General features: G+C 71.7%; 15 protein-coding genes. 7 read left to right on the top strand and 8 right to left on the bottom strand.

Annotated features, from left to right (window positions below; all coding sequences use genetic code 11):
* Positions 1–49: 49 nt before the first annotated feature.
* From xylA to ACL02O_RS03840, 6 genes are all read left to right on the top strand, one after another.
* A complete protein-coding gene (gene xylA, locus ACL02O_RS03865; RefSeq protein ID WP_412816533.1) occupies positions 50–1,237 on the top strand; it encodes a xylose isomerase in 1,188 nt (395 codons plus the stop codon).
* Positions 1,238–1,248: 11 nt separating this feature from the next.
* Positions 1,249–2,685: a xylulokinase gene (gene xylB, locus ACL02O_RS03860; protein WP_412816532.1), complete on the top strand. Its 1,437-nt coding sequence runs from the start codon at positions 1,249–1,251 to the stop codon at positions 2,683–2,685.
* A 307-nt stretch (positions 2,686–2,992) separates the two neighbouring features.
* Positions 2,993–6,328 carry a LamG-like jellyroll fold domain-containing protein gene (locus ACL02O_RS03855; RefSeq protein ID WP_412816531.1) on the top strand — a complete coding sequence of 1,112 codons (3,336 nt, stop codon included), beginning with the start codon at positions 2,993–2,995 and terminating at the stop codon, positions 6,326–6,328.
* Positions 6,329–6,456: 128 nt separating this feature from the next.
* Complete coding sequence (locus ACL02O_RS03850) at positions 6,457–12,648, top strand: RHS repeat-associated core domain-containing protein (RefSeq protein WP_412816530.1); 6,192 nt, start codon at positions 6,457–6,459, stop codon at positions 12,646–12,648.
* Positions 12,649–12,877: 229 nt separating this feature from the next.
* Entirely contained in the window at positions 12,878–16,168 is a 3,291-nt protein-coding gene (locus ACL02O_RS03845) for an AfsR/SARP family transcriptional regulator (protein ID WP_412816529.1), read from the top strand.
* 57 nt (positions 16,169–16,225) lie between these two features.
* Positions 16,226–17,644, top strand: a complete 1,419-nt coding sequence (locus ACL02O_RS03840) for an MFS transporter (RefSeq protein ID WP_412816528.1) — start codon at positions 16,226–16,228, stop codon at positions 17,642–17,644.
* Between the two features lie 293 nt (positions 17,645–17,937).
* On the opposite strand, the gene ACL02O_RS03835 is transcribed toward ACL02O_RS03840, so the two are convergent.
* From ACL02O_RS03835 to ACL02O_RS03815, 5 genes are all read right to left on the bottom strand, one after another.
* The gene (locus ACL02O_RS03835; protein ID WP_412816553.1) at positions 17,938–19,593 is read right to left on the bottom strand and encodes a glycoside hydrolase family 13 protein; all 1,656 of its coding nucleotides are present in this window, start codon (positions 19,591–19,593) and stop codon (positions 17,938–17,940) included.
* An 81-nt stretch (positions 19,594–19,674) separates the two neighbouring features.
* A complete protein-coding gene (locus ACL02O_RS03830; protein WP_412816527.1) occupies positions 19,675–20,748 on the bottom strand; it encodes a LacI family DNA-binding transcriptional regulator in 1,074 nt (357 codons plus the stop codon).
* Positions 20,749–20,811: 63 nt separating this feature from the next.
* Positions 20,812–21,777, bottom strand: a complete 966-nt coding sequence (locus tag ACL02O_RS03825; RefSeq protein ID WP_412816526.1) for a carbohydrate ABC transporter permease — start codon at positions 21,775–21,777, stop codon at positions 20,812–20,814.
* A 1-nt stretch (position 21,778) separates the two neighbouring features.
* A complete protein-coding gene (locus tag ACL02O_RS03820) occupies positions 21,779–22,924 on the bottom strand; it encodes a carbohydrate ABC transporter permease (RefSeq protein WP_412816525.1) in 1,146 nt (381 codons plus the stop codon).
* Between the two features lie 71 nt (positions 22,925–22,995).
* Positions 22,996–24,339, bottom strand: coding sequence for an ABC transporter substrate-binding protein (locus tag ACL02O_RS03815; RefSeq protein WP_412816524.1), 1,344 nt, complete (start codon positions 24,337–24,339; stop codon positions 22,996–22,998).
* Positions 24,340–24,612: 273 nt separating this feature from the next.
* Between ACL02O_RS03815 and ACL02O_RS03810 the strand changes: the two genes are divergently transcribed.
* Entirely contained in the window at positions 24,613–25,380 is a 768-nt protein-coding gene (locus ACL02O_RS03810; protein ID WP_412816523.1) for a peptidoglycan DD-metalloendopeptidase family protein, read from the top strand.
* 39 nt (positions 25,381–25,419) lie between these two features.
* Here the strand turns inward: ACL02O_RS03810 and ACL02O_RS03805 are convergent, their stop codons facing one another.
* The 3 genes from ACL02O_RS03805 to ACL02O_RS03795 all read right to left on the bottom strand — a co-directional run bounded on the left by ACL02O_RS03805 (position 25,420) and on the right by ACL02O_RS03795 (position 26,971).
* Complete coding sequence (locus ACL02O_RS03805) at positions 25,420–25,914, bottom strand: TspO/MBR family protein (RefSeq protein ID WP_412816522.1); 495 nt, start codon at positions 25,912–25,914, stop codon at positions 25,420–25,422.
* 144 nt (positions 25,915–26,058) lie between these two features.
* On the bottom strand, positions 26,059–26,202 hold the full coding sequence (locus ACL02O_RS03800) for a GPGG-motif small membrane protein (protein WP_412816521.1): 144 nt from the start codon (positions 26,200–26,202) through the stop codon (positions 26,059–26,061).
* 10 nt (positions 26,203–26,212) lie between these two features.
* The gene (locus ACL02O_RS03795) at positions 26,213–26,971 is read right to left on the bottom strand and encodes a metallophosphoesterase family protein (protein WP_412816520.1); all 759 of its coding nucleotides are present in this window, start codon (positions 26,969–26,971) and stop codon (positions 26,213–26,215) included.
* Positions 26,972–26,974 lie beyond the last annotated feature (3 nt).

Genomic DNA, 26,974 nt, shown 5'->3' with positions numbered 1-26,974 from the left:
TTCAACCGTTGAACAAATTGTGGACGACACCACCACCTGGAGGTCTGCCATGGCTCCCCGTCCCACCCCCGACGACAAGTTCTCCTTCGGTCTCTGGACGGTGGGCTGGCCGGCCCGTGACCCGTTCGGCGACGCCACCCGCCCCGAGCTGGACCCGGTGGAGGCCGTCCACCGGCTCGCCGAACTCGGCGCGTACGGGATCACCTTCCACGACGACGACCTGGTCCCCTTCGGCGCTGACGCCGCCACCCGCGACGCCCAGCTGGCCCGGTTCCGCAAGGCCCTCGACGAGACCGGCCTGGTCGTGCCGATGGTCACCACCAACCTCTTCACCCACCCGGTGTTCAAGGACGGCGGGTTCACCAGCAACGACCGGGACATCCGTCGGTACGCGCTGCGCAAGGTGCTGCGCAACGTCGACCTCGCCGCCGAGCTGGGCGCCCGCACCTTCGTGATGTGGGGCGGCCGGGAGGGCGCCGAGTACGACCTGGCCAAGGACGTCCGCTCCGCGCTGGACCGCTACCGGGAGGCCGTCGACCTGCTCTGCCAGTACGTCGTCGACCGCGGTTACGACCTGCGCTTCGCCCTCGAGCCGAAGCCGAACGAGCCGCGTGGCGACATCCTGCTCCCCACCGTCGGGCACGCCCTTGCCTTCATCTCCACCCTGGCCCGCCCCGAGCTGGTCGGCCTGAACCCGGAGGTCGGCCACGAGCAGATGGCCGGGCTGAACTTCGCGCACGGCATCGCCCAGGCGCTCTGGCAGGGCAAGCTGTTCCACATCGACCTCAACGGGCAGCGCGGGATCAAGTACGACCAGGACCTGGTCTTCGGCCACGGCGACCTGCTCAACGCGTTCGCCCTGGTCGACCTGCTGGAGAACGGTGGCCCGAACGGCGGTCCCGCGTACGACGGGCCGCGGCACTTCGACTACAAGCCCTCGCGTACCGAGGACATGACCGGGGTGTGGGCGTCGGCGGAGGCGAACATGCGCACGTACCTGCTGCTCAAGGAGCGGGCCGCGGCGTTCCGCGCCGACCCTGAGGTGGCCGAGGCGCTCGCCGCCAGCAAGGTCACCGACCTGGCCACCCCCACCCTGAGCACCGGTGAGGGCTACGCCGAGCTGCTCGCCGACCGCACCGCGTTCGAGGAGTTCGACCCGGACGCGGCCGGGGCGAAGGGCTTCGGCTTCGTCCGGCTCAACCAGCTCGCCGTCGAGCACCTGCTCGGCGCGCGCTGAGGCGGGTCGCGATGCCGCTCGTCGCCGGGATCGACTCGTCCACCCAGTCCTGCAAGGTGGTCGTCCGGGACGCGGAGACCGGCGCGCTGGTCCGCCAGGGCCGCGCGCCGCACCCGGAGGGCACCGAGGTCGACCCGCACGCCTGGTGGGAGGCCGTGCAGGCGGCCGTCGCGGAGGCCGGCGGCCTGGCCGACGTCGTCGCCGTCTCGGTCGCCGGCCAGCAGCACGGGATGGTCTGCCTGGACGCGGCCGGAGACGTCGTCCGCCCGGCGCTGCTGTGGAACGACACCCGCTCCGCCGACGCCGCACAGGACCTGATCGCCGAGGCCGGTGGCGGCGAGGCCGGCCGGCAGTGGTGGGCCGACGGCGTCGGCCTGGTGCCGGTGGCCAGCTTCACCGCCACCAAGCTGCGCTGGCTGGCCCGGCACGAGCCGGCGAACGCCGAGCGGGTCGCGGCGGTCTGCCTGCCGCACGACTGGCTCACCTGGCGGCTCGCCGGGGCCCCCGGCCTGGACGCGCTGCGCACCGACCGGGGCGACGCCAGCGGCACCGGCTACTGGTCACCGCGAACCGGCGCGTACCGCCTCGACCTGCTGGAACAGGCGCTCGGACGCCAGGTCCGGGTGCCGGTCGTGCTCGGCCCGTCCGAGGTTGCCGGGCAGCTCGACCCGGCAGCGGTGCCGGGAGCCGGGACCATTTTGCTCGGCCCCGGCACCGGGGACAACGCCGCCGCGGCGCTGGGCGTCGGGGCCGGCCCGGGCGACGTGGTCGTCTCGATCGGCACCTCCGGCACGGTCTTCGCGGTCGCCGACGCGCCCGCCGCCGACCCGACCGGCGCGGTGGCCGGCTTCGCCGACGCCACCGGGCGGTTCCTGCCGCTGGTCTGCACGCTCAACGCCGCCCGGGTGCTGGACGCCGCCGCGACCCTGCTGCGGGTCGACCTCGACGAGCTGAGCGAGCTGGCGCTGGCCGCCCCGCCCGGCGCCGACGGCCTGGTCATGGTGCCGTACCTGGAGGGGGAGCGGACCCCCGACCGGCCCACCGCGACCGGCGCGCTGCACGGGCTCACCCTCGGCACCTCGACCCCGGCCCACCTGGCCCGGGCCGCCGTCGAGGGGATGCTCTGCGCGCTCGCCGACGGGCTCGACGCGCTGACCGCGCAGGGCGCCACCGCCCGCCGGATCATCCTGGTCGGCGGCGGGGCCCGCTCGGCGGCCGTGCGGCGGATCGCCCCGCAGGTCTTCGGCCGGCCCGTGGTCGTGCCGCCGCCCGGGGAGTACGTCGCCGACGGCGCCGCCCGCCAGGCCGCGTGGATCGCCCTTGGCGGCGCGGAGCCACCACCGTGGACGCTCGGCGAGCCCGAGGAGTACGTCGGGCAGCTCGTCCCCGCCATCCGCGCACGCTACGCCCGGGCGCGGAACCTGATCACCGAGCGGGAGGCGGGCTGAGCCAGCTGTCGTATCGCCGTCCCGGGTTCCAGCACGCCGGCTTGGGCGCTGACCTGAGGCGTCGCGCTCGCCGGCACGGCCACGCCGAGCTGTCCGCCGACGCCGACGGGTACGTCATCGCCGACGCGGTACGGATCCGGCACCAGCGCGGCTGACGTGGCTGCCCGCGGCAGCGGCACCCGGCACGGAAACGATGTCACGGCGATAGCCGGCGAGTAGTCCGGTGATAGGCCGGTGCATGACCCTCCAGGAACCTTGGAAAAGCCTGGGAGGGGCGTCGATGTCTGCCGGGAACCTGTTAGCCTCCGTGACCCGCCGTCCACGCCGTACCGCCCTTGCCGCGGTGCTCGCCGTCGTGGGCGGCCTACTGACCGCGCCTGCTGCCGCGCCGGCCGCCCCGCCCGGGCCGTCCGCGCTCGGCGAGGAGGCCGCCCGCGCCGTCGCCGTCGCCACGCACCAGCAGGTCGAGGCGACCGCGCTGCGGACCGAGACCACCCAGGTCTTCGCGAATCCGAACGGCACCTTCACCATGCGGCAGACCGTAGTCCCGGAGCGGGTGCGGCGCGGCGCCGACTGGGTGCCGGTGGACACCAGCCTGCACGCCCGCGCGGACGGCACGGTGGCGCCGGCCGCGACGACGCTGGACATGACGTTCTCGGGCGGCGGCCACGGGCCGATGGTGCGGCTGCGCCGCGACGGGAACGAACTGGCGCTGGCCTGGCCGGGCCGGCTGCCGGCGCCCGTCCTCGCCGGCGACACCGCCACCTACCGCGAGGTGCTGCCCGGCGTCGACCTGCTGCTGCGGGCGGACGTCGAGAGCTTCTCCCAACTGCTGGTCGTCCGGTCCGCGCAGGCGGCGGCGAATCCGGCCCTGCGCCGGCTGCGGCTTCCGGTGAATGCTTCCGGCCTGTCGGTCCGGACCGGAGAAGGCGGCAGCCTGGCGGCAGTCGACGCGGCGGGGCAGGTGGTGTTCCGGGCCCCGGCGGCGTACATGTGGGACTCCTCCGGAGAGGTGACCGCCGCGGCGGAGCCGGGACAGTCTCGCCCGAGTGCGGCCGAGGTGCCCGGCGGCCGGGTCCGGTCGATGGGGGTGGCGCTCACCGCCGACGCGCTGACCCTGGTGCCGGACCGTGACCTGCTGGCCAGTCCCGACACCCGGTATCCGGTCTACCTGGACCCGTCCTGGTCGGGCAGCCGGCTGGCCTGGACCCAGGTGTGGAGCAACTACTCGACTACCTCCTTCTACAACGGCGCCAACCTCGGCTCCTCGGAGAACGTGGCCCGGGTCGGCTACGACGCCACGGACAACAAGAAGACGCGCTCGTTCTTCCGGATCGACACCTCCGGGGTGAAGGGCAAGCACGTGCTGAAGGCGACGCTGCAGACGTACGAGACGTGGTCGCGGTCCTGCACCGCGCGCGAGGTGCAGGCGTGGGAGACCGGGGGGATCTCGTCGTCGACGACCTGGAACAACCAGCCGAGCTGGATCACCCTCCTGGACAAAAAGAGCCTGGCGAAGGGCTACTCGTCGAGCTGCCCGGCCGGCGGCGTCGAGTTCAACGTCACCGCGCACGTGCAGAAGGCGGCCAAGAACAGCTGGAGCCACATCACCGAGGGCCTGCGGGCGTCGTCGACGGCCGAGTCCAACAAGGACACCCTGTCGTGGAAGAAGTTCCGGAACAACCCGACCTTCACCATCAGCTACAACACGGTCCCGAACGCGCCGACCAACCTGACCACCGACAACTCGTCGCTCTGCACCACCGGCTCCGGCCGGCTGGTGCTGGGCACCGCGACGCCGACGCTGCGGGCCACGGTCAGCGACGCGGACAACGCGGTCAAGGCGCACTTCGAGTGGTGGAACGCGAGCGGCACGGCACCGGTCGGCAGCTACACGTCGGCGACGGTGGCCGGCAAGACGCCGACGGTGGTGGCCGTGACCGTGCCCAGCGGCGCGTTCAGCAACGGCTCGATCGCGAAGTGGCGGGTCCGGGCCGAGGACGGGGTCGACGCCAGCGCGTGGAGCAAGTTCTGCGAGTTCCAGGTGGACACCACCCGCCCGCCGATCCCGACCGTCACCTCCAGCGGGTTCCCCGACAACGGCGCGTCCAACGCCGTCATGGGTACCGGGCTGACCGTCACCCTCGGGCCCAACGGCGGGACCGACGTGTCGTACTACGAGTACACGGTAAGCGGGGACGCCACCGCGCTGGACAAGAAGGCGACGCCGTCCGGATCGACCACGCCGGTCGACGTCACGGTCGTACCCGACCGGTTCGTCAACTGGATGCACGTCCGCGCGGTGGACAAGGCGGGGAACCGGTCCGACGTCGCCAGCGTGGTCTTCTACGCCACCGAGCCCTCCGGGCCGATCGCCGACTGGCCGCTGGACTACACCGGTGACGGCACCGTCGCGGCGGACGTCTCGGGCGGTGGGCACGACGCCACCCTCGCCGGCGGCGCCTCCTGGACCGAGGGCGTCACCGGGGGCGCGCTGAACCTCGACGGCTCCACCGGGTACGCCAGCACGACCGACCTGGTCCCGGACACCACCACGTCGTTCTCGGTCAGCGCCTGGGCCCGGCTGGACCGGACCACCAAGAACGGGGCGATCATCTCCCAACCCGGCAACCGGGGCGCGGCGTTCCTGCTCTACTACTCCTCGACATACCAGCGCTGGGAATTCAAGCGGATGAGCGCGGACAGCGACACCGTCTCGACGTACCAGGCGGTGTCGACCACGACGCCGGTCGCGGGCCAGTGGTATCACCTGATCGGGGCGTACGACGCCCCCGCCCAGCAGCTCCGGCTGTACGTCAACGGCGTGCTGGAGGGCACGGCGACGTACAGCCTGGCGTGGAACAGCACCGGGCCGGTGCAACTGGGCCGGTCGAAGTGGAAGGGCAACTACACCGACTACTGGCCCGGGGACTTCGACACCGTGCGGTTCTACGACCGGATGCTGATGCCCGGTGAGATCCAGCAGGTGCCGCACCTGGCCGGGCGGTGGAAGCTGGACGAGACCTCCGGCACGACCGCCGCGGACTCCGTCGGCGGGCACCCGGCCACCTGGTCGTCGACCGGCGTGACCCGGATCGCCGGGGTCAACGGAAACGCGGTCCAGCTGGCCGACGGAGTGCTGAGCACCACCAGCCCGGCGATCCGGACCGACGGCAGCTACACCGTGACCGCCTGGGTCCGGCCGGACGCGTTGACCAAGAACGGCATCGCGCTCAGCCAGGACGGCGGCAACGTCGGGGGCGTCAACCTCGGCTGGTCCTGGGACGCCCTGACGGCGTCGTACCGCTGGTCGATCCGGACCCCGACGGGTGATTCGGCCTCTGCCGAGTTGAGCGAGGCGGTGGACCAGTTCGACACCCCAATCGTCGGCACCTGGACGTTCCTCGCCGGGGTGTACGACGCCAAGGCCCACGCGCTGCGGCTCTACGTCGACGGCCAGTTCGTCGCCGAAACGTACTTCGCGGGCACCTGGCAGGCCGGCGGCGCGGTGCGGATCGGCCGAGGACGGGCCGGCGTGACGTTCTACCAGTACCTCACCGGTGCGGTGGACGACGCCCGGACGTACGCGGGGCCGCTGGGCGACCAGGCCATCTGGGATCTGTACACCGCGCAGGCTGGGTGAGACGGCCGGTCGCACGACACGGGAGGGAAGCGGCGATGAGAACGATCGTGACAAGCCGTGCGCGCCGGCGACGGATGCGCCCGGGGACCCGACGACTGGCGGGGGTGCTAGCCGGGACGCTCGCGTCCGTGCTGGCGGCGGGAGCCCTGGCGGTTCCGGCGAAACCCGCCGAGGCGGCACCACTGCGCTGGAAGCCCGACGTGGCCCGGGAACGGTCGGTGCCCGGCCGGGACTTCGTACCACCATCACCGGCGCGGTCGTCCACCGCGGCGCGGCGGTTCGCGCCCGCGGCGTCCTGGCCGGCCCCCGGCGTCGCCGAGGTGGCGCTGCCGGCGAACCTGTCCGGGCTGTCCACCGCGGACCGCAAGGACGCGTTGGCCGGCGGCCTGCCCCCGTCGGCCCGGACGCGCCGGGTCCCCGCGGGCACCCTGCCGGTGCGGGTCGGCGCGGCCGACACCGCGCGGCCGAACGGCCTGCGGGTGGCGGTGCTCGGCCAGGATGCCGCGCGCCGGGCCGACCTGCGCGGCCTGCTGCTCACGGTGGCCGCCACCGGCACGACTGGGGTGGCGGCGGCCGGCTCGTCCAGCGTCTCGATGGAGGTGGACTACTCCGGGTTCCGCGACGCGTACGGCGGCGACTGGGGATCGCGGCTGCGTCTGGTGAGGCTCCCGGCGTGTGTGCTGACCACCCCGGAGCGCCCGGACTGCCGCGCAGCCACCGTCCTGCCGACCCGCAACGACGCCCGCTCCGGGCGGCTGACCGCCGACGTCTCGGTGGGCACCACCGCGACCGTGCTGGCGGCCACCGCCACCGCGTCCGGTAGCGCGGGGGACTACAAGGCGAGCTCCCTGTCGGCGTCGTCGTCCTGGGAGGCGGGCGGCTCGGCCGGCGACTTCGCCTGGTCGTATCCCCTGGAGGAGGTGCCCGCGTTCGGCGGCCCGGAGCCCGACCTGACCCTGGGATACTCGTCGAGCAGCGTGGACGGGCGCACCGTGTCGGCCAACAACCAGTCCTCCTGGGTCGGTGAGGGTTGGGACCTCAGCGAGGGTTTCATCGAGCGGCGGTACGGGTCGTGCTCGGACGACGTGTCGTTCACCCCGAAGCCGTACGACCTGTGCTGGCAGACCGACAACGCCTTTCTCTCGATGGGCGGTCGCACGGTGGAGTTGGTGAAGGACGACACCGCCGGCGCGTGGCATCTGCGCAACGACGACGGCTCCCGGGTGGAGCATCTGACCGGCGCCACGAACTGGGACAACAACGGGGAGTACTGGAAGATCACGGCCCGCGACGGCACCCAGTACTTCTACGGGCTGCACCGGTTGCCGGGATGGACCTCCAACGGTGCCGTGACGCAGTCGGTGTGGACGGTGCCGGTGTTCGGCGACGACGCCGGTGAGCCGTGCCACGCCAGCACCTTCGCAGCGTCGTACTGCGACCAGGCGTGGCGGTGGAACCTGGACTACGTCGTGGACCCGAACGGCAACGCGATGTCGTACTGGTACACGAAGGAGTGGAACTACTATGGCCGTAACCTGACCGCGACGGCCGGCACGGCGTACGTCCGCAGCGGCTACCTGAGCTGGATCGACTACGGGCAGCGGTCGGACACCATCTACTCGGCGACGGCCCCGATGCAGGTGGTCTTCAGCGTGGCGGAGCGGTGCGCCGACGGGGCGACCTGCGGCACCGGGACGATCACCGCGACCACCGCGAAGAACTGGCCGGACGTGCCGTACGACCAGAACTGCGATTCCGGAGCGACCTGCACCGACAAGTACGCCCCGACCTTCTGGACCCGCAAGCGGCTGGCGAGCGTGACCACCCGGGTGTCGGGGCGGGACGTGAACACCTGGGCGTTGGGCTACCAGTTCCGCGACCCGGGCGACGGCACCTCGCCCTCGCTCTGGCTGGGCTCCATCAACCGCACCGGCAAGGTCGGCGGCAGCCTGGCGCTGCCGGCGGTGACCTTCGAGGGCATCCAGTTGGAGAACCGGGTGGACGCGGCGACCACGGACGGCATCCCGCCGCTGTACAAGTGGCGGGTCACCGACGTCTACGACGAGTCCGGCGGGCACGTCCACGTCAACTACTCGGGTAGGGACTGCACCCGGGCGGCCGCCCCGACCCCGGATACGAACACCAGGCGCTGCTTCCCGCAGTACTGGCTGCCGGAGGGCGCGCTGGAGCCGCAGCTCGACTGGTTCCACAAGTACGTTCCGGTCCAGGTCCTCGAGGACGACCAGTCGGGCGTGGCCGGGATCGAGCAGACCGACTACGAGTACCTCGGCGGCGGCGCCTGGCACCACGACGACAACGAGCTGACCCCGGCGAAGTACCGCACCTGGGGTGAGTGGCGCGGCTACGGGCGGGTCCGGGTGACCCACGGCTCGACCGCTGGGGTGCGCTCGCAGCGCGAGACGCGGTACCTGCGCGGGATGGACGGGGACAAGCTGTCCAGCGGCACCCGCAGCGTGTCGGTGGCCGACTCGGAGGGGGGGTCGATCGCCGACCATCCGGCGCTGGCCGGCTTCGCCCGGGAGAGCATGACCTACGACGGGGTCGGCGGGAGCGTGCTGGACGGCGAGATCAACGACCCCTGGATCTCGGCGGCCACCGCGACGCACGGCTCGACGAAGGCGTACCTGACCGGCGTCGGGAATAAGCGTGGCCGCCTCGCTCTCTCCTCCGGCGGCTGGCGGCGTACCGAGGTCCGGACCAGCTACGACTCGTACGGGCTGCCGACCGTGGTGAACGACCTCGGCGACACCTCGACGAGCGCCGACGACGAGTGCAACCGCACCACGTACGCCCGCGACACCGGGAAGTGGATGATCGACTACGAGGTGCGGGTGGAACGGGTCGGCGTGGCCTGCACGGTGACCCCGTCCCGCCCGGCGGATGTCATCTCCGACACGCGCACGTTCTATGACGGGTCGACCACGTTCGGCACGGCGCCGACCAAGGGTGACGAGACCCTGACCCAGGAGCTGGCGTCATACTCGAACGGCACGCCGGTGTACGTGCAGGCCTCGCGGGCGACGTACGACAGCTACGGGCGCACACTGGACACGTACGACGAACTGGATCGCAGGATCAGCACCGCCTTCACCCCGACCACCGGCCCGGTCACCGCGACCACGGTCACCAACCCGCTCGGCCACGCCGCCACCACCACGTTCGAGCCGGCGTGGGGCGTGCAGACGGCGATCGTGGATCCGAACGGCCGGCGTACGGACCTGACCTACGACCCGCTCGGCCGATCCACCGCGGCCTGGCTTCCCGACCGGTCCAAGGCGGGCGGCGCCACCCCCAACCTGAAGTTCTCCTACCTGATCCGCGCGAACGCGCCGAACGTCGTCACCACCGAGACGATCCGCGACGACGGCGGATACGACCCGGTGTACGCGTTCTACGACGGCCAGCTGCGGAAACGCCAGACGCAGCAGCCCGCCGCGGGCGGCGGCCGGATCGTCACCGACACCTTCTACGACTCCCGGGGGCTGGAGGTGAAGAGCAACAGGGCCTACTGGAACGACGGTATCGCCGGGACCACCCTGCTGATCGTCGCCGACAACGCGGTGCCGGCCCAGACCCGCAAGGTCTACGACGGCAACGAACGCGGGACGGCGGAGATTCTCCTCTCCTTCGGGGCGGAGAAGTGGCGCACCACCACCAGCTACGGCGGCGACCGCGTCTCGGTGACTCCTCCCGCCGGCGGCACCGCCACCACCACCGTCACCGACGCGGAAGGCCGGACGGTGGAGCTGCGCCAGCACTCCGGCGGCACGCCGAGCGGCGGTTACGACGCCACCCGGTACACGTACACCCAGGGTGGTGACCTGGCGAGCGTCACCGACCCGGTGGGCAACGTGTGGCGGTACACCTACGACCTCCGGGGCCGGAAAGTGCAGGAGGAGGACCCGGACAAGGGCACCACCAGCTACACCTACGACAACGCCGACCAGATCGTGAACTCCACCGATGCGCGGGGCACCACGCTGGCCTACACCTACGACGTGCTCGGTCGCAAGACCGCCATGTACGCCGGGTCGGCGTCCGGTCCGAAGCTGGCGGCCTGGACCTACGACACCCTGACCAACGGCACCGTGGTGAAGGGGCAACCCGCCTCGTCCACCCGGTACGTCAACGGCAACGCCTACACCACGGCGGTCAACGGCTACGACGTCCGCTACCGCTCGCTGGGCAGCACCGTCACCATCCCGGCGGCGGAGGGCAAGCTGGCCGGCAGCTACCGGGTGAACACCGGGTACACCGCGACCGGCAAGCCGCTGCTGGTCTCGTATCCCCCGGCCGGGGGCCTCTCGCCGGAGACCCTGCGCTACAGCTACGACGCGGACGGCCGGTTGCAGACGGCACAGACGGGCCTGTCCACGCTGCTCGTCTCGGCCACCTACAGCCCGTACGACGAGCCGTTGCAATACATGGTGCAGGCGGTGTCGGGCAAGCAGGTCGCGCAGACGTTCTTCTACGACGACGCGACCCGCAAGCTCACGCGCTCGATGGTCGACCGCAACGTCTCGCCGCTGCACCTGGCCGACGTCAACTACACCTACGACGATGTCGGCAATGTCACCCGGATCGCCGACGCGCCCGCCGGCGGCACGGACGACACCCAGTGCTTCCGGTACGACGACCTGCGCCGGCTCACCACCGCGTGGACGGCAACCGACAACTGCGCGGCCGCGCCCGGGGTGGGCGTCCTCGGCGGTCCCGCACCCTATTGGCAGTCCTGGACCTACGACAAGACCGGCAACCGGCTCACCGAGACCAACTACGACACCACGACCGGTGCCGGGACCACCAGCACCTCCACCTACTCGGGCGCCGGGTCGGCCCGGCCGCACGCGCTGTCCAGCGTGACGACCGGCGGCCTGACCAACAGCTACAGCTACGACGCGACCGGCAACACCACGGGGCGCACGGTCGGCGGCTCCGCACAGACGCTGGTCTGGGACGCCGAGGGCAAATTGGCCTCGGTCACCGAGGGTGGCAAGGTCACGGAATTCCTGTACGACGCCGGCGGGGACCGGATGATCCGCCGCGACCCGGACACGGTCACGCTCTACCTCGACAAGACTGAGCTGAAGTTCACCAGGTCCACCGGCGTGGTGACGGCGACCCGGTCCTACGACCTGGGCACCGCAACGGCGGTGCGGAGCAGCACCGACGGGCTGTCCTTCGAGGCGAAGAACCAGCAGGGCACGGCGCAATTGGCCATCGACGCCGACGACCTGTCCGTGACCCAACGCCGCTACCTGCCCTTCGGCGAGCAGCGCGGGGCAGCTCCCGCGAGCTGGCCGGACCAGAAGGGGTACGTCGGTGGCACCATCGACGTCTCCACCGGGTTGACCCATCTCGGCGCCCGGGAGTACGACCCGGACACCGGACGGTTCATCTCGGTGGACCCGATCATCGACCCGAAAGAACCGCAGCAGATGAACGGGTACGCGTACGCCGACAACACCCCGGTGACGATGAGCGACCCGGACGGGAAGTGGCGGGTCCTGCCCGGGGGTCACTACTGCGACGGTTGCGGCGGCTACAACAACCCGCCGCCACCCAAGAAGAAGCCCGCGAAGAAGGCCAAGAAGAAGCACAAGAAGTCCTCCGCGGCAGCGCACCACTATTGCGACGGCTGTAACTACACCCGTCCCATAAACCCGAAGCCGGCACGGCACTTCTGCGACGGCTGCGACTATATGAAGACGGGGGCCGAGGGCCGCCGGCTGGCTCGCGAGTACGCGGCGAAGAAGGCCCGCGAGGAGATGGCCAGGAAGGCCAGGCTGGCCGCGCTGAAGGCCAAAAAGGACCAGTGGATGCATTGCATTGCCCAGAACATGGGGTACATCAATCGCTGCGGCAAGGACCCCATGCCCCGACGGGGCGGCCTCGGCGACTATCTCTACAAGCACGTGGGCGTGACGTGGTCGATCTGCGTGCCGGGTGGGCATGAATGTCTCAAATACAAGATGAGTAACGGCCGGTCGAGCCTCATCCTGGGTTACAGCAGCAGCCGCGCCGGTATGCCCAGCGTGGGCAACCTCTTCCCCTCTGTCTCGTTCAGCCATCGCTCCCACGGCCGGGAGAAGGATGGCACGTCCGCCTCGGTCGGGCGCTACGGAGTCGGCTTCGGTGTCAACCCAGACGGGACGATCGATCGGGATGACTGGGATTTCTCGGTCGGCACCAACCCGGCGGGCGGTTTGTTGGGCACCGAGAGCCGGGGCATCGGGGCCGGCAGCATCAGCTACAGCACCACCCTCTGGAGCAGTTGCCGACGAGGAGACTGCCAATGAGCTTCCGCGGGCATCCTGACGATCAGCACAACCGGTCCAGCTCGTCGCGACGGGCCTGACCGGAACGGCCGGATGCGGCCGGCGGCAGAGCCGCCGGCCGCATCCGGCGCGTTATCTCCCCGTGACCAGACGCCCGGCCTCGGTAGACGCATCGGTCTATATCGTCTGGAGTATCGCCCCGCCCGGACGGGGCGGTCTCCGCTGACGCGGCTCCTCTGGGGACGGGCAGGTGCGTGATGTGGACGATGCCGGACGAGCGGGTGCGCGGAACGCGGCCGTGGCGCGGATCCGGGGCGCGGTGACTTCCCGGACCGACCCGGTGGACCGCGAGACCGCCGGCGAGCAGGGCGACACGGGCACACCCGACTTCGCGTTCAACATCCTCGGCCCGCTGGAGGTGCGGGGGCGGTCGGCCCCGATCCCGTTGCCGGGCGCCCGCCAGCGGACCGTGCTGGCCGCGCTGCTGCTGCGGCGCAACCGGGTGGTCTCGGTCGACGAACTCATCGACGGGCTGTGGCCGGAGCGTCCCCCGGCGACCGCCCGGGAGCAGGTGCTGATCGTGGTGTCGTCACTGCGCCGCCAGCTCGGCGACAGCGGCAGGTCGGGGGAGGGCCGGCTGCTGGTCACCCGCAGTCCCGGTTACCTGTTGCGGATCGGGGACGCGCAACTCGACGTCGCGCGGGTCGAGCGCCTGATCCGCGGGGCGGAGCGGGAGGACCTGGCGCCGCAGGTGAGCGCGGAGGCGTTGCGGGCCGCCCTGGCGCTCTGGCGCGGGCCGGCGCTGGCCGACGTGCCGGCCCCGTTCGCCGCCGTGGAGGCCCACCGGCTGGCCGAACTGCGGCTGGCGATCGTTGAACGGGTGATCGACCTCGAACTCGCCCTGGGCCGGCATGCGGCGTTGGTGCCGGAGCTGACCCGGCTGGTCGCGGAACACTCGCTGCGTGAACGGATGCGGGGGCAGCTGATGACCGCGCTGGACGCCGTCGGGCGTACCGCCGAGGCCCTGGAGGTCTACCGCGACGGCCGCCGCCGGATGGCCGACGAGCTCGGTATCGAGCCCGGCACGGAGTTACAGCGGCTGGAGCGGGCGATTCTGGCCGGCGCCCGGCATCGGGGCGAGGCCGGTCAGCCGGCGCCGCTGTCCCTGCCCGGCCCGGACCCGGCGCCCGCTCCGGAACAGGGTCCCGGATCGCCACCCCGGCCCGCGGCGGTGGCCCGCCCGGCCCAGCTTCCCGCCGACGTCGCCGACTTCACCGGGCGCGAATCCGAGGTCGACGAGCTGCGCCGCCGGCTGACCGCGGCGGCGGCGACCGCTACCGCCGTCCCGGTCGCGGTCGTCACGGGCAAGCCGGGGGTGGGTAAGACCGCACTCGCCGTTCACGTCGGCCACCTGCTGCGGGGCGACTTTCCCGACGGCCAGCTCTACGTCGACCTGCACGGGATGCACGACCGGCCGCAACAGCCGGCGGAGGTGCTGGGCCGGGTACTCGTCGCGTTGGGGACCCACCGCGCCGCGGTCCCGGACGACGTCGAGGACCGGGTCCTGCTCTACCGCTCCGTCACCGCGGAACGCCGGGTGCTGGTCGTGCTCGACGACGCGGCGAGCGCGGCCCAGGTGCGTCCGCTGGTGCCCGGCGGGTCGGGCTGCGCGGTGCTCGTCACCAGCCGCTCCGACCTGGCGGATGTGGCGGGCGGATCCCACCTGGACCTCGACGTGCTACCCGACGAGGACGCGTTGGCGCTGCTGCGGGCGACGGCGGGCGCGGAGCGCGTGGCGGCCGAGCCGTCGGTCGCCGCGCAGCTCGTCGAGCTGTGCGGGTGGTTGCCGCTGGCGGTCCGCATCGTCGGGGCCCGGCTGGCCACCCGGCCGCACTGGTCCCTGCACAGGCTGGCCGACCGGTTGGCCGACCAGCACCGCCTGGACGAGCTGAACCACGGTGACCTCGAGGTACGGGCCAGCCTGGAACTCAGCTTCCGCGGCCTGGATCCGCACGCCGATGCCGCCGCGCAGCGGCTGGCACTGCTGGCCGCACCGAGCTTTCCCATCTGGGCGGCCGCGGCGGTGCTGCGGCGGCCCGCCGCGGTCGCCGAGGCGTTGATCGACCAGCTCGTGCAGCACCACATCATCGAGTACGCCGGTCAGGACGCCGCCCGGCAGGACCGGTACCGCTTCCACGACCTGGTCGGGCTACTGCTGCGGGAACGGGCCGCGGCCCGGATCGACGAGGCGGACCGGCGCATGGCGGTGGTGGCGGGCCTCAACGCCTGGCTCGGTTACGCGCTGTCGGCCATGCGCCGCCTTCCCGACAAGCAGTTCCCGGGGCTGGAGCCGGCGCTGCGGGGCACCGCTCTCCTCGACCCGGCCGTGCGGTCCGTCGCGGCGGCTGAATCCGTCGGCTGGTACGAGGCGGAGAGCGAATCGCTGCTGGCCGGCGTACGCCAGGCGTACGACCTGGGGTTGGACGAGCTGTGCGGGGCGCTGACGCACGTGCTCGGGCCGTTCCTCGAGATGCGCGGATCGGTCGACGTCTGGCGGTCGATCAATTCGCTCGCCGAGGCGGCGGCTGAACGGTCCGGCGACCGGCGGCTGAAGGCGCTGGCGATGTTGTACCGCAGCCGGGCCGACGAGTATCGCGCCGTGCCCGACGCAGCCCGCTCGGCGGAGACCGCGGCGGAACTGTTCGAGGCGCTCGACGACGACTGCGGCCAGGCGCATGCCCTCAACCGGTTGACCTACCTGCGGGGTTACCAGGGGCACCTGCCGCAGGCCCGGCAGGCGGCGGAGCGGGCTCTGGTGCTGGCCGAGCGGGTCGGCAGCCTGTGGTGTGCGGCTCGCGCCCGGCAGCACCTCGGTGCGATCGAACGCGAGCACGGCCGGCTGGAGGAGGCCGAGCAGCAGCTGCGACGGGCACTCGAGCTCTACCTGGCCTGCGACAGCCGGAGCAGCCAGGCGGACGCCATGAACGGGCTCGCCCGCGTCTACCACGATGCCGGCCGGATCACGGACGCGATCGAACTGCTCACCACCACGCTGTCGATCTTTCGCGAGTTGCGGGACCCGTACGGCGAGGCGATAACCCTGTACCGGTTCGCCGGGATCTACCTGGCGGCCGGGCGCGACGCGGAGGCCGTGGTGGCGGCCGAGCAGGCCCTGGCCATCGCCGAGGCGATGAGATATTCGACCGCCGCCGCCGAGGCGCTGAGCGTGCTCGCCGCGGCGCGGCGCCGGGCGGGGCGGCTGGCGGCGGCGGTGGAGCTGCTGACCTCGGCGATCAGCGTCGGGCGCAACGAGGGCGAGCGGTGGTTGGGCAAGACGCTGCTGACGCTGGGCGACGTCCGCGAGGAGCAGGGCGACCACGACGGCGCGCTGGCCGCGTGGCGGGAAGCCGCCGACCTGCTTCACGGCGTCGCCCACCCCAGCGCTCGGGACGCCGACTCGCGACTGGCCGACCGGCTCCCGCTGCCGCCGCTGAGTCGGGGCGCGGCGTCGCCCGAGGAACAACGCGGCCGGATGGCGTAGCGTGGATCGCCGGCGGGCGGCTGGCGGCCGCCCGCAGATCCTGGTTGGGTGCCACAGATGACCATGCGTACCGGGCGGGCGATCCGCGGCGGGGGAGCGGCCCACCGGTTCTACAGCGTCGCGGTGTTCGTGGTGCTCGCCTCGCTGGACAACGTGGCGATCGGTCTGGTTCCCCCGCTGTACGGGCCGATCTCCGGGGCGCTCGGCGTGCCGCAGCGGTTGCTCGGGCTGGTCACCGCGGTGAGCTTCCTGGTCAGCGCGGTCGCCGCCGTCGCCTGGGCGTACGTGGGCGACCGGACGAACCGCAAGCCGCTGCTGATGGTGGGGACGCTGATCTGGGCGGCCGGCACCGGGGGCAGCGCGCTGGCCCAGCAGTACCCGACGTTCCTGCTCGCCCAGCTGGTCGCCGCGGTCGGGCTGGGCGCGGTCGGCTCGGTGGGATTCTCGGTGGTCACCGATCTGATCTCGCCCCGGCGCCGGGGGCTGGTGATGAGCTTCTGGGGGCTGTCGCAGGGGGTGGGCACGCTGGCCGGCACGCTCGCCGGTGGCATCCTCGGCGCGACCGACTGGCGTCGGCCGTTCCTGCTGCTCACCGTGGTCGGCCTGGTCGCCACCGTGGCCTACCTGTTCACGTACGACATCCGGCGCGGCCAGAGCGAGCCGGAGCTGGCGGCGGCGCTCGACGCGGGCGCCGATTACGACTACCGGATCAGCCGGGCCGACCTGCCCCGGATCCTGGCCCGGCGGACCAACCGCTGGCTGATCCTGCAGGGGCTGACCGCTCAGGCGGCGTTCGGCTCGCTGGTCTGGTTGCCGGTGCTGTTCGCCCAGCGGGCCGAGGCGCAGGGCTACTCGGCGGCCACCGCCGTCGTGGTGGGCAGCGTCTTCGCCACCCTGTTCCAGCTCGGGGGGGTGTTCTCCATCTTCGGCGGTCTGGCCGGCGACGCGCTGCAACGGCGTACCCCGAGCGGGCGGGCGCTGGTCGCGGCGGTGGGCATCCTCGCGGCCGTGCCGTTCTACCTGGTCCTGTTCCTGGTTCCGATCCGGATCGACGTGCCGGACGGCGGCAGCTCCGGCGCGGTGGTCGGCGCGGTGCTGGCCAGCGTCGTCACCGAGCCGACGGTCGGGCTGAGCCTGCTCACCGCCCTGCTCGCCCTCGCGCTGACGTCGGCCAACTCGCCCAACTGGTTCGCGCTGATCGCCGACGTCAACCCGCCCGAGCACCGGGGCACCGTCTACAGCCTCGGCAACCTGGTCAACGGAGTCGGCCGGGCCGCCGGCAACGGGCTGGTCGGGGTGGCCTTCCACGGCCTGCGGGCGGCCTTCCCACCCCCGCTGAACTACGCCGTCGGGCTGGCCGTGTTCCAGCTCTTCTTCATCCCGACCGGGCTGATGTACTGGCTGGCCGCCCGGACCTCGCCGGGCGACATCGAGTCGGTCCACGACCTTCTGCACAGCCGCGCCGACCGGCTCTGACGGCGCCTCGCCCCGGTGGCGCCGCGGGCCGGGTCCGTCGGCCCCGGGTCACCCGGGTCAGCCGCTGCGGGCACCGGGCCGCCGCCTGCTTAGAAGCTGGTGGCGTGGACGACCCACGCGGAGTCTGCCCGGGCGCCGACGGGGGTGAGTCGTCCGCGACATCGACTCCAAAGGCGGCAGAACGATGCCGCCGCCGCCGGCGGCCGGACCGGCCAGGATCCGCGCAACTTTCGGGGAAGCGCGCGGATCCTGGCGCTGGCGACCGCCGCGCCCGAAGTGGGCCCGGGCAACGGTCAGGCGCGGTACCAGACGGTGACGTCGGTGGGGACGGCGGAGTCGTCGAGCGGGGCGCTGGCGACCAGCACCTCTGCGCCGGCCGGCAGCGGCACCGGCTCCGCGCCGAAGTTGGTCAGCACGGTGAGGCCCCGGTTGGTGAAGGTGAGCACCTCGTCGCCGGAGGTGAGCCAGTGCAGCGGGCCCCGGCCCAGGCCGTGCTCGCGACGCAGCCGCAGCGCCGTCCGGTACAGCTCGTACGTGGAGCCGGGCACCCCGCGCTGCCGGTCGAGGGCGTACTCGGCCCAGCTCGGGGGCTGGGGGAGCCAGCTCGCGTCGGCCGGCCCGAAGCCGTACGACGGGGCGTCCGCCTCCCACGGGATCGGCACCCGGCAGCCGTCCCGGCCGCGCTGGGTGCGACCGCTGCGCTCCCAGGTCGGGTCCTGCCGGGCCTCGTCGGGGAGCGTGGTGTGCTCGGGCAGCCCCAGCTCCTCGCCCTGGTACAGGTAGGCCGAGCCGGGCAGGGACAGCATCAGCAGGCTGGCCGCGCGGGCGCGGCGCAGGCCGAGCGCGGCGTCGGGCTGCGGGTCGCCGATGCCGATGCCGTTCGGCCGGCCGCCGCCGACCGGCAGGCCGAGCCGGGAGGCGTGCCGGACCACATCGTGGTTGGAGAGCACCCAGGTGGTCGGGGCGCCGACCGAGTCGGTGGCCTCGAGGGAGCGGGTGATCACCGCGTACTGGGCCGGGGCGGTCCAGGCGGCGAGCAGATACTCGAAGTTGAACGCCTGGTGCATCTCGTCCGGCCGGACGTAGCGGGCCAGCCGCTCGGCCGGCTCGACCCACGCCTCGGCGACCAGGATCCGCTGCCCGTCGTAGGAGTCGAGCACCCGGCGCCACTCCCGGTAGATCTCGTGCACGCCGTCCTGGTCCCACATCGGCGGGCGCGGCTTCTCCACCTCGCTGCCGGAGAGGATTTCCTGCGGCTCCTCCCAGTCGGCCAGGTCGGCCTGCTTGACCAGGCCGTGCGCCACGTCCACCCGGAAACCGTCCACGCCCCGATCCAGCCAGAACCGGAGGATGTCCAGGAACTCGGCGCGGACGTCGGCGTTGTCCCAGTTCAGGTCCGGCTGCCCGGTGTCGAACAGGTGCAGGTACCACTGCCCGTCCGGCAGCCGGGTCCAGGCGGGACCGCCGAAGACGCTCTGCCAGTCGTTCGGCGGCTCGGCGCCCTGCGGTCCCTTGCCGTCGCGGAAGACGTAGCGCTGCCGCTCGGGGCTGCCCGGGCCGGCGGCGACCGCGGCCTGGAACCAGCGGTGCTGCGACGAGGTGTGGTTCGGCACCAGGTCGACGATCACCCGCAGGCCGAGCGCCTTCGCCTCCGCGATCATCTTGTCGGCGTCGGCGAGGGTGCCGAAGAGCGGGTCGACGTCGCGGTAGTCGGCCACGTCGTACCCGGCGTCGGCCTGCGGCGACGGGTAGAACGGCGACAGCCAGACCGCGTCGGCCCCCAGTTCGGCCAGGTGACCGAGGCGGGCGGTGATGCCGGGGAGGTCACCGATGCCGTCGCCGCTCGAGTCGGCGAACGAGCGCGGGTAGATCTGGTAGATGACCGCCTCGGTCCACCAGCCGGTGGCCGGGGCGCCGGCCGCTTCCTGCTGCGTAGCGTCGGTGTTCAGAGCCTTCTCCCCTGTGTCGTGCGGCGGCCGTCCGGTGGCCGGACGGTCGTTGCCGGCCGCCACCGGGACGGCCGGATCTGTTCAGTGTGCCCGGGGCGGCGCGGTCGACTCCCGCACCACCAGGCGAGTGGGCAGGATCACCGGCGGCGTCGGCGAGTCGTCGTCGGCCTCCGCGCCGCGCGGCGCGGGCACCAGCCCGGCGTACGGTTCGGCGGCCTGGACGCCGAGCGGGTCGAGCAGCATCCGGGCGGCGAGCAGGCCCTGCTCCGCCGCGGGCTGGGCGATGGTGCTCAGGCCGAGCACCCCGGCCAGGTCGTGGTCGTCGACCCCGATCACGCTGACGTCCTGCGGCACCCGCAGCCCGGCGTCGCGCAGCGCGGTCATCGCGCCCATCGCCATCTCGTCGCAGGCGGCGAAGATGGCGGTCGGCGGCTCGCCCCGGGCCAGCAGCTCGGCGGTGGCCCGGGTGCCGCCGTCGATGGTGAACCGGGACTCCACGTCCAGGCTCGGGTCCGGCCGGATGCCGGCCGCGCGCAGCGCCGCCTGGTAGCCGCGACGGCGGTCCAGGTGGGTGGTGAAGGCCAGTTCGTCGTCGGGGTCGCCGGAGATGTGCGCGATCCGGGTGTGGCCCAGGTCGAGCAGGTGGCGGGTGGCGGTCCGGGCCGCGGCCACGTCGTCGATACGCACGCACGGCCAGCCGGGGACGCCGCTGCCGGAGCTGATCGTCACGCCCGGCAGCTCCAGCTTGGTCAGCGCGGTCACGTCCGCCGGGCGCAGCGGGGTGGCCACCAGGATGATCGCGTCGACCCGCTTGTGCAGGCTGGCCGTACGCAGCACCCGACGGCGGATCTGCTCCCGTCCGCCGAGGTTGTAGAGAAGCAGGTCGTAGCCGTTCTCGTGGAGGTGGTCCTCGACCGCCTCGACGACCGTGGCGAAGAACCAGCGGGTGATCCGGGGGACCACCACCGCCACCGTGCCGGTCCTGCCGCCGGCCAGCCGGGAGGCGCTCGGCGACACCGCGTACTGGAGTTGCTCGGCGGCGGCCAGCACCCGCCGCCGGGTGGCCGCCGAGACCGTGGGCAGGCCGCGTAGCGCCCGCGAGACGGTGGCCGTGGAGACCCCGGCCAGCCGGGCGACGTCGTCAATCCTGGTCATCGCTGTTCCCCGATCCGACCCGCGTCCGCCGCCGCCGCTGTCCGGCGGCGGCGGCGCAGCGGATCAGCCCTTGACGCTGCCGGCGAGCAGGCCCCGCACGAAGTAGCGCTGGAGGGACAGGAAGACGATCAGCGGTACGACGATCGACACGAACGCACCGGCCGTCAGTCGCTGCCACTCGTTGCCCCGGGTGCCGGCCAGCTCGGCGAGCCGGACGGTGAGCGGGGCGGTCTCGTCGCCGCCGCCCGCGAAGATGAGCGCGACCAGCAGGTCGTTCCAGACCCAGAGGAACTGGAAGATGCCGAACGCGGCCAGCGCGGGCGTGATCAGCGGTAGCACGATGGTGCGGAAGATCTTCGGGTGGGTGGCCCCGTCGACCCGGGCCGCCTCCATCAGGTCCTTGGGCAGCTGCGAGATGAAGTTGTGCAGCAGGAACACCGCCAGGGGCAGGGCGAAGCAGGTGTGCGCGAACCACACCTGCGCGAACCGCTGCTCGTCCACCAGGTCCCAGGCCGGGAGCACCTGCACCCCGGCGATGGTGACGCCGGTGGAGAAGAACTTGAGCAGCGGCACCAGCGCCATCTGCAGCGGCACGATCTGCAACGCGAAGATCGCGATGTAGACCCAGTCCCGCCCCTTGAAGTTGATCCAGGCCAGCGCGTACGCGGCCAGCGAGGCGAAGGCGAGCGGGAAGAGCACCGACGGGATGGTGATCGCGATCGAGTTGATGAAGTAGCTGGCGAGCTGGCCGGCCGAGGAGGAGCTGCCGAACAGCACCTGCTGGTAGTTGTCCAGGGTGAACTGCGGGTCGGTGAAGAAGGTCCACCAGCCCGTGGTCTTGATCTGGTTCTCCGGCCGGATCGAGGAGATGAGCAGGCCGAAGGTCGGGACGGTCCAGACCACCGCGATGACGATCGACACCAGTGTGGCGGTGGGGGTGTTCAGCCGCTTGCGTACCCGCCCGATTCGGGTCTTCGTGTCGCCGGTGCGCTGGGCGCCGGCGGGCATCGTGGGCGTCGCTGTGGTCATCTCAGCCCTCCCGCTGCTGACGCAGGTTGCGGATCTGGTAGATCACGATCGGGATGACCAGGATGAACAGGAAGACCGCCAGTGCCGAGCCGTGCCCGCTCTGGCCGTACCGGAACGCCTGGTTGTACATCTCGTTCGCGATGACGCTGGTGTCGTAGTTGCCGTTGGTCGCGGTGCGGACGATGTCGAAGACCTTCAACGTCGCGATCGTGATGGTCACCACCACGACGATCAGCGCGGGCCGGATGCTCGGCAGGGTGACCTGCCAGAACATCTGCCACGGGGTGACCCCGTCCAGGCGGGCCGCCTCGACGATGTCCGCCGGGATCGCCTTGATGGCGGCGGAGAGCACCACCATGGCAAAGCCGGCCTGGATCCAGACCATGATGACGATGAGCAGCAGGGTGTTCAGCGGCGAGTTCAGCAGCCACTGCTGCGGTTCGCCACCGAGGCTGACCATGATCTGGTTCAGCAGGCCGATCTGGTCCTGCTCCGCGCCGCGGAAGGCGTAGACGAACTTCCAGATGATGCTGGCGCCGACGAACGAGATCGCCATCGGCATGAAGATCAGTGACTTCGCCACGGCCTCGAACCGCGCCCGGTCCACCATCACGGCGTAGAGCAGGCCGATCGAGGTGGCCACCAGCGGTACCAGGAGCACCCAGACCAGGGTATTGATCAGCACCCGGACGATCGAGTCCTCGGAGAACATCCAGGTGTAGTTGTCGAAGCCGACGAAGTTCTCGCTGTGCCCGTCCATGAACGAGAGCAGGGTGGTCCGGATCGCCGGCACCACCAGCCCGATCAGGAGCAGCAGCGCCGTCGGCAGCAGGAAGAAGAGCGCGAAGAGCCCTTCCGTCGGCTTGCGCCGCCGCGCGACCAGGCGCGCCTGCCGCCGACGGGCGAGGAAGGCCGGCACGACGTCGAGGAGGCGGGCGAAACGTCCCTCCGCCGGCTTGCGCGGCCGCGCGGGCGGTAACGCGCCGCTCGTCGCCGCGGCGATCAGCCGCGCCTCGCGGCGGCGGGCGAAGAAGGCCGGCACGACGTCGAGCAGGAGCAGCAGGCCACCCACCACGAGGACGAACGCGATCAGCCCGTACATCAGCATGAGCAGCTTCGGCTGCTCCGCCGCGAAGTCGAAGTCCATCAACCCTCCTTCGGGGTCTGAGTGGGCCGGTGGCCCGGTCCGTCAGTACGGACCGGGCCACCGGGCGGAAATCACTTCGGCCAGCTGCTCTCGATGCCGTTCAGGACCGTGGCGGTGTCCTTGCCGTTGATCCAGTCGACCATGCCCTTCCAGAAGGTGCCCGCGCCGACCGCGGCCGGCATCAGGTCCGAGCCGTCGAACCGGAAGACGGTCTTCGGGTCCTGGAGGATCTGCACGGACAGCTTGTCCACCGGGTTGGGGACGTTGTTGATGTCCAGCTTCTTGTTCGCCGAGACCCAGTCGCCGATCTTGGCACGGCTGTTGGCGTACTCGCCGGAGGCCAGGTAGGTCTGCACGGCCTGGACCTCGGGACGGTCGGCGAAGGCCGCGACGAACTCGCCACCACCGAGCACCGGCTTGCCCTTGGCCGGGTCGACGGACGGGAAGTAGAACGCGAAGACGTCGCCGTCCTCGGCAACCTTGGTGCCCTCCGGCCACTGGTTGGCATAGAAGGACGCCTGCCGGTGCAGCGCGCACTTGCCGGTGGTGATCGGCGTGCCGGCCTCCTGGAAGGAGGTGGTCGCGATGCTCTTCACGCCGCCGAAGCCGCCGTTGACGTACTTGTCGTTCTTGAGGATGGTGCCGGCCTTGTCGACCGCCGCCGCGACCTGCGGGTCGTTGAACGGGATGCCGTGGGTGGTCCACTGGTCGTAGACCTCGGGCGAGGTCGTCCGCAGCATCAGGTCCTCGATCCAGTCGGTGGCCGGCCAGCCGGTGGCGTCACCCGACTCGATGCCGGCGCACCACGGCTTCATGCCGGTCGCCGCGATCTTGTCGCTCAGGGCGATCAGGTCGTCCCAGGTGGTGGGGACGGTCCAGCCCTTCTCCTGGAACATCTTCGGCGAGTACCACACGAAGGACTTCACGTTGGAGCCCAGCGGGGCGCCGTAGAACTTCCCGTCCACGGTGCTGTACTTCAGCCAGTCGGGGGAGTAGTTCTGCTCCGCCATGGCCTTGGTGTCGGCGCCGGCCGGCTTGAGCTTGCCCGCGTCGGCGAACCGCTTGAGCAGACCCGGCTGGGGGATGAAAGCCAGGTCGGGGGCGTTGCCGCCGTCCACCCGGACGCCCAGCTGGGCCTCGAACTCGCCGGAGCCCTCGTGGTCGATCGTGATGCCGGTGCAGTCCTCGAACTGCTTCCAGGACTGCGCCAGGCGGTCGGCCTCGATGTCCCGGATCGACGAGTAGATCGTGACCTTCTTGCCGTCGTGGCCCTGGTACTTCTCGTATGTGGCGCACTCGGGGGAGTCCGCCTTGCTGCTCTTCTTGTCGTTGCCGGTGCCGCAGGCGGTGACGCCGAGCGCCAGCCCGAGGACGCCGGCGATCGCGAGCGCCTGGCGCGATCTGGCAAACGCCATGCCGATCTCCTTCCTTGCCGGCGCGTGGAGGGATCGAAACCGCGCCGGTCCGATGGTCGTCTCCACATGTAAGCGCTTGCATCCCGTCGCGGTCCACCCCCTGCGGGACACGGGCCGGTAACAATCCCGAAACCCGCTCACCGGCCGTGGGTGCGCTCCCACGCTCCGTTCGTCCCACCTGCGGGGAGGTTCTTCCCATCGATGGAGGTTTCTGTCACGCTGGCCGCATGTAATCGAAAACTTTCAACATAGGAGGCAGTGGATGCGTAAGCGGTGGTTCGGTCTCGCGACCGTGGGCCGGTCCTCGCGGCGACCCTGGTGCCGGCGACCCCGGCGATGGCGGCGCCGACCTTCAAGGTCCCGTTCCCGTGCAACCAGTCCTGGTCCGGCCAGACCCGGTCCGACCACAGTCCGGCGTACGCGGTCGACTTCAACCGCACCGACGACCTGGGCGACCCGGTGGTGGCCAGCGCCCCCGGCACGGTCGACGTGGTGACCAACCTGGGCAGCACCAGCTACGGCAAGTACGTCCGGATCAACCACGGCAACGGTTACACCACCTACTACGCCCACCTCAACGGCTTCAACGTCTCGGTCGGCCAAACCGTCGGCTACGGCAAGGTGATCGGTTACGTCGGCAGCACGGGCAACTCCACCGGGCCCCACCTGCACTACGAGCAGCGGCTCAACGGCAGCGACATCCAGGTCCGGTTCAACGGGTCACTCGCCCTCTACTGGGGCACCAAGACCTATACCAGCGACAACGGCTGCTCCGGCACCAACACCGCCGAGGGGACCGTCAACACCACCTCCGGGGTCAGCCTGACGATCCGCTCCGGCCCGGGCACCAACTACACCGCGGTCGGCTCGGTCGCCGACGGCGCCAAGGTGACGATCTACTGCCAGACCAGCGGCACCACGGTCACCGGCACCTACGGCACCAGCTCGATCTGGGACCGGATCGGCACCGGGTGGTACGTCTCCGACGCGTACGTCTACACCGGCTACGACGGCTACATCCCCGGCGTGCCACGCTGCTGACCCGAGCGCGCGGGGTCCCGCCGCGGGATCCCGCGCGGCTCACCCGTTCAGCCGCCAGATGGCGAGGTTGAGCGCGCCGGCGAAGGTGACCCACGCCCAGTAGGGCAGCAGCAGCCCGGCGGCCGGCCCGGAGATCCTCCGGAACCGCTCCACCGTCACCGCGACGGCCAGCCACAGCAGCGCCAGCTCGGCGAAGGCCAGGCCGTACCGCCCGGCGCCGAAGAAGAGCGGGGTCCAGAGCGCGTTCAGGGCGAGCTGGACGCTCCACGCCCAGAGCGCCGGCCCCCAGCCGACCCGGCGCCAGGCCAGCCAGCCGGCGACCGCGATCAGCGCGTAGAGGACGGTCCAGACCGGGCCGAAGACCCAGGACGGGGGTGCCCAGGCGGGCTGTTCGAGGCCGGCGTACTCCTGCCGCGCGCCCCGGACGCCGAGCCCGCCGACGGCCGCCGCGGCGGTGACCGCCGCGCCGAAGCCGAGCAGGACCCACCAGCGCCGCGCCCGGCCGAACCGGCGGACGCCTCCCGAGACACTCATGCCGCCGGGTGCCCGGCGCTTTCACCCGGCAAACGTCCACGCAACGTGAAACACCGGGGTCGTCGGGCCGGAGGTTCCGGTCTGGGAGGACGGAACTTCGGGCCCGACGACCCCGGCGGGTCAGGGGGTACGAGGAACAGGCGATCAGGTGAAGATGCTGACGCCACCCGGGCCGACCAGCAGGCCGACGATGATGAGGACGACGCCCCACAGGATCTGCCGGCGGAACAGCGCGAGGATGCCGGCGACCACCAGTACGACTGCGAGAATCCAAAGAAGCAAGCTCAACATGCGCTCATCAATTCCCTTCGTGCGTCGTTTCAAAACCTCCTGAGCGGTCGAGGTGATCACCCAGGTGGAAGACGCTGTACGCCTGCTTGATCACCGGGTGGGCGACGTTGCGCACCCGGACACCACCCGGGGTGGTGCCGCGCTCGGTGCCGTGGTGGGCGTGGCCGTGCAGGGCCAGCGACGTGGGTGCCGAGTCGATCGCCTGGCCGAGCTGGTAGCAGCCGAGGAACGGGTAGATCTCCAGCGGCTCGCCGGCGAGCGTGTCCGGCACGGGGGAGTAGTGGGTCAGTGCGACGAGCAGGTCGCACTCCAGCCCGCGCAGCGCCGCGCCGAGCGCGTCCGCGCTCTCCTTGGTGGTGTGGACGAACGCCTTCATCTCCGGCTCGCCGAAGTCGCTGGCGCAGCGCCCGGCGAAACCGCCGCCGAAGCCCTTCACCCCGGCCACGCCGAGCCGCCCCCCGGCGCACTCCAGCACGATCCCGGTCCCCTCCAGGACGGTGATCCCCACGTCCTCCAGGACCTTCACCACCTGCGACACCTGATCGCACTGGTGGTCGTGGTTTCCCAGCACGGTGATCACCGGCACCCCGAGGTTCCCGAACTCCCGCGCGACGCACCGCGCCTCGGCCTCGGTGCCGTGCCGGGTCAGATCGCCGGCGAGCAGCAGGACGTCCGCGCAGTCGGGCAGCTCCTCCAGCGCCGGCCGGAACCGGCCCACCACGTCCTCGTCCAGGTGCACGTCACCGACGGCGGCGATCCGGATCACCCT

This window comes from Micromonospora mangrovicola (assembly GCF_047200535.1).
Lineage (GTDB): Bacteria > Actinomycetota > Actinomycetes > Mycobacteriales > Micromonosporaceae > Micromonospora.
This window is presented reverse-complemented; position numbering and strand designations above follow the sequence as displayed.